General features: G+C 45.1%; 12 protein-coding genes and 1 pseudogene. 9 read left to right on the plus strand and 4 right to left on the minus strand.

Going from position 1 to position 13,338, the window contains the following annotated elements; genetic code table 11:
* Positions 1-19: 19 nt before the first annotated feature.
* Positions 20-379: a DUF2750 domain-containing protein gene (locus tag KV201_RS02170; RefSeq protein WP_006082098.1), complete on the minus strand. Its 360-nt coding sequence runs from the start codon at positions 377-379 to the stop codon at positions 20-22.
* A gap of 429 nt (positions 380-808) precedes the next feature.
* Between KV201_RS02170 and KV201_RS02175 the strand changes: the two genes are divergently transcribed.
* Together KV201_RS02175 and KV201_RS02180 are read left to right on the plus strand one after the other, a co-directional pair.
* Entirely contained in the window at positions 809-2,125 is a 1,317-nt protein-coding gene (locus tag KV201_RS02175) for a lytic murein transglycosylase (RefSeq protein ID WP_226058394.1), read from the plus strand.
* A gap of 144 nt (positions 2,126-2,269) precedes the next feature.
* Positions 2,270-2,758 carry a peptidylprolyl isomerase gene (locus tag KV201_RS02180; protein ID WP_226058395.1) on the plus strand — a complete coding sequence of 163 codons (489 nt, stop codon included), beginning with the start codon at positions 2,270-2,272 and terminating at the stop codon, positions 2,756-2,758.
* A 214-nt stretch (positions 2,759-2,972) separates the two neighbouring features.
* Here the strand turns inward: KV201_RS02180 and KV201_RS02185 are convergent, their stop codons facing one another.
* Positions 2,973-4,916, minus strand: coding sequence for a M1 family metallopeptidase (locus KV201_RS02185; RefSeq protein WP_226058396.1), 1,944 nt, complete (start codon positions 4,914-4,916; stop codon positions 2,973-2,975).
* Positions 4,917-5,168: 252 nt separating this feature from the next.
* Here KV201_RS02185 and KV201_RS02190 point away from each other — a divergent pair, with 252 nt between their 5' ends.
* The 4 genes and pseudogenes from KV201_RS02190 to KV201_RS02205 form a co-directional block, all read left to right on the plus strand.
* Positions 5,169-5,396, plus strand: a complete 228-nt coding sequence (locus KV201_RS02190) for a DUF3389 family protein (RefSeq protein WP_006082094.1) — start codon at positions 5,169-5,171, stop codon at positions 5,394-5,396.
* A gap of 107 nt (positions 5,397-5,503) precedes the next feature.
* Positions 5,504-6,175 (plus strand): alpha/beta hydrolase, encoded by a 672-nt coding sequence (locus tag KV201_RS02195; RefSeq protein WP_006086183.1) that lies wholly within the window; start codon positions 5,504-5,506, stop codon positions 6,173-6,175.
* A 363-nt stretch (positions 6,176-6,538) separates the two neighbouring features.
* On the plus strand, positions 6,539-8,278 hold the full coding sequence (gene ushA, locus KV201_RS02200; protein ID WP_226058397.1) for a bifunctional UDP-sugar hydrolase/5'-nucleotidase UshA: 1,740 nt from the start codon (positions 6,539-6,541) through the stop codon (positions 8,276-8,278).
* Between the two features lie 248 nt (positions 8,279-8,526).
* A pseudogene (locus KV201_RS02205) lies at positions 8,527-8,850 on the plus strand (5'-nucleotidase C-terminal domain-containing protein); the annotation flags it as partial.
* A 286-nt stretch (positions 8,851-9,136) separates the two neighbouring features.
* Here the strand turns inward: KV201_RS02205 and KV201_RS02210 are convergent.
* On the minus strand, positions 9,137-9,496 hold the full coding sequence (locus tag KV201_RS02210; protein ID WP_011847065.1) for a TraR/DksA C4-type zinc finger protein: 360 nt from the start codon (positions 9,494-9,496) through the stop codon (positions 9,137-9,139).
* A gap of 247 nt (positions 9,497-9,743) precedes the next feature.
* Positions 9,744-10,697, minus strand: a complete 954-nt coding sequence (locus KV201_RS02215; protein ID WP_011847064.1) for a tRNA-dihydrouridine synthase — start codon at positions 10,695-10,697, stop codon at positions 9,744-9,746.
* A gap of 268 nt (positions 10,698-10,965) precedes the next feature.
* On the opposite strand from KV201_RS02215, the gene KV201_RS02220 reads away from it, so the two are divergent.
* The 3 genes from KV201_RS02220 to KV201_RS02230 all read left to right on the plus strand — a co-directional run bounded on the left by KV201_RS02220 (position 10,966) and on the right by KV201_RS02230 (position 13,127).
* Positions 10,966-11,397, plus strand: coding sequence for a hypothetical protein (locus KV201_RS02220; RefSeq protein WP_011847063.1), 432 nt, complete (start codon positions 10,966-10,968; stop codon positions 11,395-11,397).
* Positions 11,398-11,511: 114 nt separating this feature from the next.
* Entirely contained in the window at positions 11,512-12,381 is an 870-nt protein-coding gene (locus KV201_RS02225; RefSeq protein WP_226058398.1) for a DUF692 domain-containing protein, read from the plus strand.
* Entirely contained in the window at positions 12,381-13,127 is a 747-nt protein-coding gene (locus tag KV201_RS02230) for a DUF2063 domain-containing protein (protein ID WP_226058399.1), read from the plus strand. Before KV201_RS02225 ends, KV201_RS02230 begins: the two co-directional genes overlap by 1 nt.
* Positions 13,128-13,338 lie beyond the last annotated feature (211 nt).

Genomic DNA, 13,338 nt, shown 5'->3' on the forward strand with positions numbered 1-13,338 from the left:
TAACGGCATATTGAAGGGATTAAACTTCTTCAACATCAACCAAATCTTTTGCTAAAACAATTGGATCAAGTTCAAGGCAATCTTCATCAGTCTGCCAATCCACACCGATCAATACACCATCGTCGTTGAGATCAGACACCCAATATTCCAGAAATTCTTCTAATGAAATAGCAACGGGTTGGTAGTCGTGCCATTCGTCGCTGCAATGGGATTTTGCAGTGGCTTCACTTGACCACAATGGCATCACATCTGTGTCTTCAAATTCTGAAGAGTCACAAACGACCCAGCCTTCGCCAGTTTCATCCATTAGACCCCAAAGCGTCTGATGTTGTTTTACATTTTTGATAAAGCCAGCCAAAGCCGCATTGATTTCAGTCATGATAGGTCTCTTTGATGTGTGCTGTTAACTTATCCATTATACGGTAACATGCTGCGATACCAAGGGATTCTTTGTTAAGATTTTTCTTGTGTTGGATAACTGAGCAATAAGCCGATGCCACAAGGTATTTATGGCGATAAGGATTGTGTTACGTGTCGCTATGGGTCAGGATTATTGGCAATGAGAAGCCTTGATGCAGCGTGCTTTGCTGACCAAGTGTGGCTCAGATAGAGGCTTTCCGTGGGGGAGAAACATGTCTTCTATACCATTGGCCGTTAAAGGTTTTTTTAATAGAACCTTTAACTCGTTATGCCAAGGCGAATATCTCTCTAGGGCAATTCCCTCTCGAAGAAGGAAGATTGTCGTGTTTAGCCACAGCAGTGTGATGACTGTGTCATTATTGTGAAATCAAATATTGGAGTTGTTGATTTGATTAAAATTAAAGGGTTAACTTATCTGTTTGCGAGTATTGCCGCCTGTATCAGCTTGAGTGCCTGTTCCAGCGTGCCAGCGGCGAGTGCCGGTACTAAGGCAAGCACTAACGCGAGCAGTAGCAACGCAAGTGGCATAGCCGCAGAAGCCAACCCAATGCCTGATATCAGTGCTAGCGTACAAGAAAATGCCGAGGCATTTCCGAGTTGTGTGACTGGGCTACAAGCGCGGGCGCGCACCGAAGGGCTGTCAGAGGCGACGATTAACTCGACCATTGCAAATTTGAAATTTGTGCCTCGGGTGATTGAGCTCGATCAGCAACAACCTGAATTCAGCCAGACTTTTGATAATTATTTCAGTAAGCGTGCCACCGAATGGCGCGTCAATGAAGGCCGTCGCTTACTGAAAAAACACAACGTTTTACTCAATCAACTAGCCAAAGAATATGGCGTGCCGCCGCAATATATCTTGTCTTTTTGGGGGCTTGAAACCAACTATGGTTCCTATAAAGGCAAGATGTCGGTATTGAATTCGCTCGCGACTTTGGCCTGTGAGCCACGCCGTAGCAATTATTTCACCATAGAACTGATGCAAGCCTTAAAGCTGAAAGAAAAGTATCAGTTCGATGATGACACTATGGTGGGCTCATGGGCTGGCGCCATGGGACACACGCAATTTATGCCGTCGGCTTATGCCAAATATGCCGTCGATGGTGACGGCGATGGTAAAGCCGATTTATGGAATAGCACCACTGACGCGCTGACTTCCGCCGCGAACTTTTTACAGCACTTAGGCTGGCAGCGAAATGAACGCTGGGGCCGTGAAGTCTTATTGCCAAAGGATTTTAGTTACAGCCATTTAGGTGCAAAGCAGCCCTTGGCCTTATCGGAATGGGCTGCGCTCAATGTCACGCAAGCGAATGGTCAACCTTTGCCCGCCGTGGATATTCAAGCCGCGCTGTATTTGCCTGCAGGCCATACAGGGCCTGCCTTTTTAGGTTATGAGAACTTCAATGTGATCATGCGTTGGAATCGCTCTGAGTATTATGCCATTACAGTGGGGCATCTCGCCGATCGCATTAATGGTGGCTTACCTTTGACAGTGAGCCCGCCAGAACAGCCACGCTTAAGTCGCGAGCAAGTTAAGCAACTGCAAGCAAAACTGAATGAGGCCGGATTTGATGTTGGCAAGCCAGATGGTGTGTTGGGGCGTAACTCTGTGGCAGGGCTGCAAGCCTTTCAACGGAGCAAACAGATGATTGCCGATGGCTTCCCAAGCCCTGAGGTGTTTACTGCTTTAGGACTATCACTGTAGCCACTGTCACTGTAGTTACTGTAGCCAAAGAGCGCTCGCTGCGGGTTTTGAGCGCTTTTAGGCCGGATAAAAAAGTGGAGTGAAAAGCTCAGTTTTGTTAAGCTCGGCCCACAATTGAAATCGAAGAAAATCAAAGGATATTCGATGAGCATTAAAGACGATATGGTTGTGCAGTTTAACTACACACTGCGTGACGAGAAAGGCGAAGTGATCGAGACGAACGAAGGTCGCGATCCGATTGCCTATTTACACGGTCATGACAACATGATGCCAGGTGTAGAAAACGCGATCAATGGTAAAGCCATCGGTGAAAAATTCACTGTGACTTTACCAGCTGCCGAAACATACGGTGAGCGTGTAGCGGATGCTGATGCGCACCAACGTGTGTCGGTTAAGCACTTATTGGGCGCGACTGCGTGGAAACCGGGTATGACTGCTGTGGTCAATACTGACCAAGGTCAACGCCAAGTGACTATCGTTAAAGTGGGTAAGTTTATGGCTACTGTGGATGTCAACCATCCATTAGCGGGCCGCGAACTGACATTTGATATCGAAGTCGTTGCTGCCCGTGACGCGAGTGATGAAGAAATCGCCCACGGCCATGCCCATGGCGCTGGTGGTCATCACCACTAATTTTCAGGCTTCGGGTTCAGCTTCGAACTTGGCTTTTATCTGACTCAATGTGAGATGAATATAAGTTCAGAATGAGTTGAATGAGTCGAGGCAGAAGATTGAATAGCAAAAGCCCAAACCTAGGTTTGGGCTTTTTTGTTTTTATGGTGCTAATGGCTTAATAGTTAGCGCAACTGCTAATGGCACTTCATCTCGCTAATGGCTCTTTATCTGGCTAATGGCTATGTTCATGCTCGAGTGGTTTGTCGGCAAACATCATATCTAGACTTGCTTGGGTTTGTGGGTGGTAACCGCTGCGAGCCCTGAGATAGACACTCTTGGCCCAGTCGTACTGATCTGTGCTTGCAAGCTTTTGATATAACGGCACGATTAAGCGCATGCGACCAATATGGGTCAAGTGCTGTTTTAAAGCAGGTAGTACCGCGTAATAGCCGTTGTCTAGGGCGAGCGAATACCATGCAAAAGCAATTTCACTGTTGCCTGTGCCCGTAAAATGGAACGCTTTATCCAGCTCGGCAAGCTTGGTTTGGTCTAGATTGACTCTTGGCATTTCGTTGATAAACCTTAACCACTGGTGGACTGTCCAAGTGCTGGTTTTCAATTCGCTTGCGCTAAGTTTTCCGTCGAGCCAAGTTTGTCTTTGGGCATCGATATCATCGAAGGCGTGGGAATTGGGCGGCACTAAAAATGACGGCAAACCTTGACCTTCAATCCAAGTATCCACTTCGGCCTCACTGACAACATTGGGATATTTGTTTAATAGATTTAAAGATAAATACTCACGGAACTGCGCCGTGGTAATGCTTTGAAATGCAAAATGATTGAAGTAGCTTTTCACAAAAGCATCGAAGCGCTCGCGGCCAAATTTATGCTCTAAAAAGATTAAAAACAACTGGCCTTTCACATAAGGGACACCGCTGAAGGCCTCGTCGGGTGAGCGCTTTCCAAGAGCCACATGCAACACTGAATCGCCAGGCGTGAGTTCTGCAAGCTCGGCAAGCAGCTCTGAATAGCCGATGGTTTGCTCCATCAGCGCTCGGTCGCGGCCGTAGAGATCTTCCATGATGCGGTTCTCTACATAGGTCGTAAAACCTTCATTAAGCCAGAGATCGCGCCAAGTGGCGTTGGTCACCAAGTTACCCGACCACGAGTGGGCAAGTTCGTGGGCAATCAGACTCACTAAACTTTTGTCACCCGCGATCACCGTTGGCGTAATAAACGAAAGCCGAGGATTTTCCATTCCGCCGAAGGGGAAGCTTGGCGGCAAAATAAGCAAGTCATAACGTCCCCAACGGTAATCGCCGTAACGTTTAGCGGCGATTTTGATCATCTCCGGCGTGTCGGCAAATTCCTTGCTGGCTTTGTCGAGGATTTCTGGCTCAGCCCAAATGCCCGAGATGTTGTCTAAGGGAGCGAACTTTAAATGCCCGGCTGCAATGGCGATTAAATAAGCTGGGATCGCCTGCGGCATAGTGAATTGGGTCTGCGTGCTCGACAGGGTTTTACGATCGGCACTCATGACCACACTAATGGCTTTATCGGCAGTAATCGTTGCGCTATAGGTTTGGCGCACGGCTGGGGTATCTTGCAGTGGGATCCAGCTGCGAGCATGAATCGCCTGACTCTGACTGAACATAAAAGGTAACTGTTTACCTTGGGTTTGCTCTGGAGTTAACCATTGAATACCAGATGGATTACTCGACGTGTGATAATTGATTTTAACTTTTTTGGTATCTTCATCGGCAAGTTTGATGGTCAGCGCCGCACCTTTTACAGCGTCCGCTTTGGCTAAGGTGAAGGGCACGCTTTGCCATTTCCCAGTTGAATTTAAAGCCTTCACGCTGGTAATCGTCAGATCTCGGGTATCTAAGATGAGTTGTTTCCCCGGCTTATGCCAAGCTAAATCGAGGGCGGCTTCACCGGATAAGCGGTTTTGCTTAAAATCGATGGCAAGGGCTAGCTCCACATGACTCACGCTGACTTCAGTGTAATTGGCGTAGGTCAGTGCATCTTGGTTCTGCTGCGTCTGTGCTTGTACAACAGTGGCAGTCGGCTCAGCGGCTAACGTATTTGGAGCGCTATTGGCATCAGTGCTAGGAAGGAGTTGCAGCGCAAAAAGTAGGGCACTGCTCAGGACGGTACGGCGAAGTGAAAGCATTATTTAACAGCCTAATGATGAAGTATTTTAGTTCGAGTTTGGGCCGATAACAGCATCAATGCTGCTTGGTTTTCTATCGGCTCTATCTATATAGGGCAAAAGTTTACCTGATAATCCAGTGGATTTGTTATCTCACTGTTAGCTCAAATGTAATCAAACTTTAATGGCTCGTATGCTGGCAAGGAAATGCCATCGGTAAAAGACCACAAGTTTGCTATGATGTCGGCGTTTTCACATAGGGCGGTTATCAAAATGGTGTTAGATTTTTCGCAGGGTAAGTTAATCGTCACTGAGTTCGAAGTGCAAGTGCGGCTCAATGTTGCCAGTATCGTACTGCAAGCAAGCGCAGAGGATATCGGTTTAAGACGTCAGCCACCTATGCTAATCGCCGATGGTGGCGGTGTGCGTTGGAGCTTAGTGTTGGACTCAAATGCCCAGTTACGGGCGATTCAAGATGTGCTGGGAATGGATGCGGAATAAAGTACGCCTGCATAGTGCATAGTGCATAGTGCATAGTGGTTAACTTATAGATTTATCATCAGTTTCTAGTTGATGAGTGTTTAATATTGAATTGGGGATTTTTTAGTATGTCAGTTTCTCTCGAGCGTATTGTCGTTGAACCTAAGACACCCGCTACAGCCGTGGTCATTTGGTTACATGGATTAGGGGATTCGGGTGCCGGATTTGCCCCCGTAGTGCCTGCATTAGGTTTGCCTGCCGATCATGCTATCCGGTTTATTTTCCCCCATGCACCGGAGCAAGCCGTTACCATCAATGGCGGCTACGTCATGCGCGCTTGGTACGATATTAAAAGCATGGATTTGCACGACAGAGCTGATATGCAAGGCGTGCTTGAGTCGGAGAAAAGGGTTGCTGCATTAATTAATGAACAAATCGCGGCGGGTATTGCGAGCGAGCGTATCGTATTAGCAGGATTCAGTCAGGGCGGAGTCATGAGTTTATTCTCTGGACTGCGTTTCCCCGAGCAACTTGCAGGGATTATGGCACTGTCTTGCTATTTACCGACGGGCGATGTATTACCCGCTGAATTAAGCGCAGCGAATCGCAATACACCCATATTACAGCAACACGGTCTACAAGATGATGTCGTGCCACTATCCGCTGGAACATTAGCCAAAGAAGCCTTAATTACGGGCGGTTATAATGTGGTGTGGCAGACTTATCCTATGCCACATTCAGTGATCCCTGCGCAGTTAAAAGAGATTTCTAAGTGGTTATTACAGCGATTTGAAATGTAGAGAAGTCTAATTGCCGATAAAAGCAGCATGCGGTAAATTGAAAATTGCCCATGCTTGTTTTTTTATGGGAACAATCACTGTTTTCTGTAATGTTTTCTAAGTCATTTATACTGAACGATTTAAATTAATTTATTTCATTTTTATTTTTAATTCTATAAATATATAGAAATCAGTCATTCAGCTTATTTTTTATATGAAACAAATCTGTCTTAAAGCGCCCGCGAATTCCCCTATAAATGTCAAGTTTTTAATAAAAATGACACAATTTATCTTTATTCTTTGTTATTATCCGTGACGCTGAACTTGATGGAGTTCACGGCAATCTTTCTATGATAAAATAATTAAAATCAAGGGGTTGATGTAATGAGACATATGCTTATTAAAGGACTAGTTGCAACTGCTGTTGTCGCTGCGCTTGCGGGTTGTAATAATAGTGATGACGATAAAGTCCCAACAACATGTGCTGAAGCGGGAAGCGCTTGCACAACATTTACCGTTTTACACACCAATGACAACCATGGCCGCTTCTGGGAAAACAGTGATGGCGAATATGGTATGGCAGCACGTAAAGTATTAATTGACCAAATACGTAATGATGTAAAGAGTAAAGGTGGTGAGGTACTATTACTCTCTGGTGGTGATATAAACACTGGTGTGCCTGAGTCCGATATGCAAGATGCCGTGCCAGATTTTATTGGTATGAATTTGATCGGTTATGATGCCATGGCTGTCGGTAACCATGAGTTTGATAACAGCTTAAATGTGCTAGATATGCAATCAAAACTCGCCAACTTCCCAATGCTGGCTGCAAATATTTATATCAAAGATAAAGAGGGGAAGGTTACTGACCAGCGCCTGTTTGATGCTTACCATGTTTTTGATGTTAATGGCCTAAAAATAGCTGTTATTGGTTTAACGACTAAAGACACCGCTCATCTGGTTAATCCTGATAATATTTCTACCATCTACTTTGCTGATCCACAGGAAGAAATCCAAAAAACTCTTAAAGAAATTGAATCAAAAGAAAAAGTCGATCTGGTGTTTGCTACGACACATATGGGTCACTATGTCGATGGCAGCCATGGAACTGAAGCTCCTGGAGACGTGTTATTAGCGCGTTCAGTAGCAGAAGGTAAACTGCAGGCCATTATTGGTGGTCATTCACAAAATCCAGTGTGTATGGAACCCGGTAGCGACAATAAAGCTTACGCAGACTTCAAGCCTGGCAATGATTGTGCGCCAGATCAACAAAATGGCACTTGGATTATGCAAGCCCACGAATGGGGTAAGTATGTTGGTCGTGCCGATTTCGAGTATTTTAATGGCGAATTACACCTCGCTAGCTATGATTTAATTCCAGTCAATTTATTAACCAGAGATGCTAAAGGCAATTTGGTAAAAGATGAACACGGTAATCAAATTTTAATTGATAAATTAATCAGCGCCGATCCAGTTGTAAAATCTATTCTTTATCCGTATCAACAGAAGGGGCAAGAATTACTGGATGTGGTTATTTCGTATACCGATGGTTTGCTTCAAGGGAATCGTGATATTGTTCGTGCACAGCAAACCAATTTAGGTCAATTATTAGGTGAGGCTTATCGTACCTATAATTTAGTGGAAGCTGACTTTGGGGTAATGAACTCTGGAGGTATACGTGACTCCATTGGTATCGGTGACGTAAGCTATCGTGATGTATTGAAGGTTCAGCCTTTTGGAAACTTTGTTGCTAAAGCAACCATGACCGGTAGTGAAGTTGCTGAATATTTAGGTAAGGTAGGAACGAAAACTGGTGGCGGTTATGCCCAATTAAGCAATATTAGTGTAACTATCGATTGCGATACTGCTACAGCTAATATCAGTGATATCAATAATCGTGGTTTCTCACCAACTGATGAGTACAGCTTCTCAATCATTAGTTTTAGTGCTGCTGGCGGAGACGATTATCCGAAGATCAATGTGTTAAATACTCAACAAACTGATGCAGCAGTTTTGCGTGATTTTTTTGAAAAAAATCCCATGATTAAAGCTGCCGATTACGAGCCAGTGGCTGGTAAAGTCGTTCATCTTAAAAATGGCGTGGTTGTACCTAACTGTAAATAAGTTCGAGCTGAACATGAACTTAAGTTATGTAGCAACGATATAGATTTAAAAGACAGCTAGTTAACTAGCTGTCTTTTTATTCAATTTAAATTACCTCCTATGGAGGTAATTTCATTTCCGTAGTACGTTGCATATAAAATGCTTTTGCTAGTTATCAAAAATTAAGTATAAATACTTGCTGAGTATTTCACTTTAGTGATGAGTGAGTCGTACTTGGTGTAATCGTTAACTCTCACGCGTAACTGATTAATCTTTCGATAGTCTCTTGCTATGCAAAATTACAGGCGGTCAAATGACGCATTGACTGCGTAGCTAAGACTGCCAATATCAGTGAAATCAATGGTAAAGACTTCAGCCCTACCGGTACTTACAAGTTCACTGTACCTAGCTTTAACGCTGCAGGTGGTGACGGTTATCCTAAACTCGCTAGCCCAATCCAAACGGGTTTTGTGGATGCTGATTTATTGTATTCATTCTTGAAAGAGAAACAAGCGATTGTCGCTGCGGATTATAGTCCGATAGGTGATATCGTTTATGAAAACTCAAAGAGTGTTGAAGGTTGCCAACTCTAAGTAATCGATCACTACTCAGTGTTTAAATATAAATGCCACTCAATTGAGTGGCATTTTTTATATGACAGTTTCTATCATGTTTAAAGAATACTTAGTTCATCTGAGTATCTTGGGATTCTTGCAGAGAAAGTTAATATCTGTCTTGGTAGGATATAGTTACTTTAGACATCGCATCCCACTGATATAGAAAGGTTCGTTGGGCTTAAAATACCTAATTCAAACCTCCTAGGCGGAGGTTTTATCATTGCGAGGGGTTTATCAGTAAAGCTAGCGAGCACTCCTTTTATCAATGGGTGAGGCGCAGCTCGTGGCGGTGTTCGTGTTGATAATGTTCGGCGCAGGAGGCGCAGCGTTGTTCTGTGGGATCTTGGCTTAAGCGTTCGGTTTCGATTTCCGCTTCGCAGTCGGAGCAAAGGCCGTAGAGACCTAAGTCGAGCTGACAAAAGGCGGCATCAAGTTTATTCAGCTGGCAAAATAGCGGGTGATCGGCCAGTGGCGTTTGCGCCAATTTATCAATTAATTCTGCCAGACTCAGGCTAGCATAATGCTCCCCTATGGCTTCGAGGAACGGAGGGAGCGCGCCGATTTCTTTCCTTAGATTAGCTTCAAGCTCTGACAATTCATGTCTGATATGGGTGGTGCTCACGTAAAATCGCCTATTTCATTTGACTCTAGGCGTCCAGTCTAATAGTTCCACTACCAACGACTATGATAAAGATCAAGTATCTGCCACATTTTCGGTTTTTTCGCCGTTAAAAATCGAAAAAGTACTTCATTCCTATCGCATTATGTGTGCTATCGCTAAGTCCCTTTCGTGGCTCACATTGCCGCGCATTGAATCTCGATTTCTAACGCTTATATGGCTTGTTGCCGTTCTGTGGTTGCTCACTCTTCTATGATTCGTTGCCTAAGTTTCGCTGCGCAGCTTCTAATACAGCAACGATTTCTTCTGTAGTTTTAAACACGCGCAGCTCCCTGAACAAAGTATCGGCTTCGGGATATTGGCGATTGAGATAGGTAAACCACTGTTTGATTCGGGCGGGATAATAGTCGCTCTTGCGGCCATTGAGTTCCCTTTGGGTATAACTGAGCATCAGCCCTAAGGTTTGCGCCCAAGTATATGGGGTTGCACCTGTCTTGATGGTATCGGCCAAGTTCGGCAATGAAATCGCCCCGCGGCCGATCATAATACTGTCGCAGCCGGTGACTTCGATACATCGCTTAGCATCGTCGCTGTTCCAAATTTCACCGTTGGCGATCACCGGGATCGGCAAACGTTTACGCACTTCTGTGATGTATTCCCAGTAGGCTGGCGGTCTGTAGCCGTCGACTTTACTGCGCGCATGGATGGCAAGCTCAGTCGCTCCGGCTTCATACACTGCGATAGCATTTTCCATGAACAGTGACTTATCTTCGTAGCCCAAACGTATTTTGGCGGTCACGGCATGTTCCTTCGGTACCGCTTGACGCATGGCTTTGACAATATCGTGCACACTCTCAGGATATTGCAGTAATACGGCGCCACCTTTGCTGCGGTTAACGATTTTAGCCGGACAGCCAAAGTTGGCATCGACACCGTGTGAACCGAGTTCAATCGCCCGCAGGGCATTTTCGCCCATACATTGGGGTTCTTGGCCGAGTAACTGCACTCGTACTGGCGTACCCGAAGGGGTATTACCATTGTTGAGCAGCTCAGGACACAGTTTGAGAAAGACTTTTTCTGGCAGCAGTTGGTCTACCACACGCACAAATTCGGTGACGAGCAAATCGTAGGGATTGATGGTCGATAGAATATCACGCATCAAAGCGTCTACTACGCCTTCCATTGGAGCCAAAATCACACGCACTGCAGTAAACCCATATCTATTTGCAAAGGGCGAGCATTCTACCTTATCGGCCTTAAGTTACAAAGTGGTCGAGTGAATGCGGATTAATAGGCGCACTCATAAATAAAATCCACGCTAAACTGATTGTCCTAGCAGGATATTTTGACCATTTCTGTGATTTAGTGATATTTTTTGCAATAGAATTGAAACAGGGCAGGTCTTTTGCAGTAAGCCAGCTACTTCTACTGTTGTTGGTCAACATTACTCAATAAACAAGAAGGGATTATTTATGAATTCAGTTAAAAAAACAGCAGTTGCAGTAGCCTTAGGCTCAGTCGTCATAAGTTCAGCTTTTGCTGTCAATGCCCAAACTAACCCGTTTGGTTTTGAAGCAATGGATGCGGGTTATCAAATAGTCGGCTCAGAAGGCAAATGTGGTGAAGCCAAATGCGGCGCGGATATGAAGAAAGCTGCCGCTGAAAAAGCCAAAGAAGGCAAATGTGGTGAAGCTAAATGTGGCGCCGAGATGAAAAAAGCGGCTGCAGATAAAGCCCATGAAGGCAAATGTGGCGAAGCGAAATGCGGTGCCGATGTGAAAAAAGCCGCGATGGCGAAAGCACACGAAGGTAAGTGTGGTGAAGCGAAATGTGGCGCTGATATGAAGAAAACCGCCGAGAAAGTTGACGCTAAAGTCGAAGCCGTTAAAAAAGAAATGAAATAAATCCGACTGTACTAATCCCGCAGTGATGGGGGTTATTGAGTCTTAAGAGGCCAGCCCGCGCTGGTCTCTTTTGTTTTATCCTAAAGCGATGACAGCAAGCGTTCGTGAGGTTCTATGAATGATCAAAAAAATGCGGCACAGGTAGGGCTGGGCTTACGGCGAGAAATGCTCAGTGAGTTTTGTGAATCGGTGCCAGAAGCGATTAATTTTTTTGAAGTAGCACCAGAAAACTGGATGACCTTAGGCGGTAAGTTTGGCCGTCAATTTCGTGAACTGACCGAGCAACATAGTTTCTATTGCCACGGTTTGAGTTTATCGATTGGTAGCCCTGAACCCTTAGATCTCACGTTTGTAAAAAACATCAAAACCTTTATGGATTTACACCAAATCCAAGTCTATTCCGAACACTTAAGTTATTGCTCTGGCCAAGGTCACTTATACGATCTCATGCCGATCCCTTTTACCGACGCAGCGGTAAAACATGTGGCGGCGCGGGTGAAGCAAGTCGAAGATATTTTAGAGCGGCCACTCATTTTAGAAAATGTGTCATTTTATGCCGCCCCCGGCGCGCACATGAGCGAACTTGAATTCGTCAATGCCGTGCTGCAAGAAGCCGATTGTAAGTTGCTACTCGATGTGAACAACATCTATGTGAACTCGATAAATCATCAATACGATGCCGATACCTTTTTACAGGCCATGCCGACGGAGCGTATCGCTTATCTGCATATCGCTGGGCACTACAAGCAAGCTGAAGATTTACTCATCGACACCCATGGCGCCGCCATTAACGATCCCGTTTGGGCACTGTTGCAACGTTGCTATGCCTTACATGGGGTAAAGCCGACCTTGCTTGAGCGTGACTTTAATGTGCCTACAACTGCTGAATTGTTGCTCGAGCTAAATCAAATCCACGCTTATCAAGCGGCGGCGCCCAGCTCTCACATTCAAAATAGCGCTCATGTTGTAAAGAGGATCGCCTAATGGATTTTAAGCAAGTGCAGCAATCCTTTATCGATTATATCCGCGATCCGTCTCGGCCATTGCCCGCGGATACTGATGTCCGGCGCATGCAGGTTTACCGCGAGTTATTTTTTAATAATGTACTGGGATTTGTGTCGAACGGCTTTCCCGTGCTGAAAAGTTTGTATTCTGAGGAAGAGTGGTTGGCATTAGTGCAAAGCTTTTTTAGTCAACATGATTGCCAATCGCCGATTTTTATCGATATCGCGGGCGAATTTTTAGATTTTTTACAGCAGCAATATCAGCCCACGGCAAATGATCCTGTTTTTATGCTCGAATTAGCCCACTATGAATGGCTAGAGTTAGCTGTTGCGGTTGCACAGGCGAGTGGGGATGAATCTCAACTTAGCCCAGCGCAAATTCCGATGCAGGCCTTATGTTTATCGAAGACGGCGAGGGTGGCGCAGTATCATTTTGAGGTGCAGCACATTCGTCAGGATTATCGTCCGCAGCAACAACTCGATACGCCAGTGTTTTTTTGTCTCTATCAAGATGTTGATTGCGAAGTGTGTTTCCTACAGTTAAATCCCTTAAGTGCACAGGTGCTGGCATTTCTTCAAGCTCAGGGCCAAGCGAGTTTTCAAGAGATACTTGATTGGTTAACAATCACTTACCCTCAAATGGCACCTCAGGTTATTGGGCAAGGTTGTAGCCAGTTACTCGAGCAATTAGCGGCCAAAGGGATAGTGCGCGGTCGTCAGTCTTAAGGTGGGGATTATTGCCGAAATAAATGCAATAACCCTACATCTAAAGGGTTTTTATTAATTTGACAAACCGCTACAATGTCGGCCGTTTTGTGATCTCAATCACTGTACGATTCCTGCGCACTTATACTTGCACATACTAGAGGAGCTGTAATGAGTAGTCAGCCGTTCAAAGACCCATTTAATTTTTTGTATTTTATTGGTTTTATTTTAG

Origin of the sequence: Shewanella sp. SR1 (assembly GCF_020447145.1) — a bacterium.
Taxonomy (GTDB): domain Bacteria; phylum Pseudomonadota; class Gammaproteobacteria; order Enterobacterales; family Shewanellaceae; genus Shewanella; species Shewanella baltica.

What these genes read in the sequence shown, in the direction of transcription:
- KV201_RS02170 (WP_006082098.1), bottom strand. Translation starts at nt 379, where the DNA reads ATGACTGAAATCAATGCGGCTTTGGCTGGCTTTATCAAAAATGTAAAA.
- KV201_RS02180 (WP_226058395.1), top strand. Translation starts at nt 2,270, where the DNA reads ATGAGCATTAAAGACGATATGGTTGTGCAGTTTAACTACACACTGCGT.
- KV201_RS02185 (WP_226058396.1), bottom strand. Translation starts at nt 4,916, where the DNA reads ATGCTTTCACTTCGCCGTACCGTCCTGAGCAGTGCCCTACTTTTTGCG.
- KV201_RS02190 (WP_006082094.1), top strand. Translation starts at nt 5,169, where the DNA reads ATGGTGTTAGATTTTTCGCAGGGTAAGTTAATCGTCACTGAGTTCGAA.
- KV201_RS02195 (WP_006086183.1), top strand. Translation starts at nt 5,504, where the DNA reads ATGTCAGTTTCTCTCGAGCGTATTGTCGTTGAACCTAAGACACCCGCT.
- ushA (WP_226058397.1), top strand. Translation starts at nt 6,539, where the DNA reads ATGAGACATATGCTTATTAAAGGACTAGTTGCAACTGCTGTTGTCGCT.
- KV201_RS02220 (WP_011847063.1), top strand. Translation starts at nt 10,966, where the DNA reads ATGAATTCAGTTAAAAAAACAGCAGTTGCAGTAGCCTTAGGCTCAGTC.
- KV201_RS02225 (WP_226058398.1), top strand. Translation starts at nt 11,512, where the DNA reads ATGAATGATCAAAAAAATGCGGCACAGGTAGGGCTGGGCTTACGGCGA.
- KV201_RS02230 (WP_226058399.1), top strand. Translation starts at nt 12,381, where the DNA reads ATGGATTTTAAGCAAGTGCAGCAATCCTTTATCGATTATATCCGCGAT.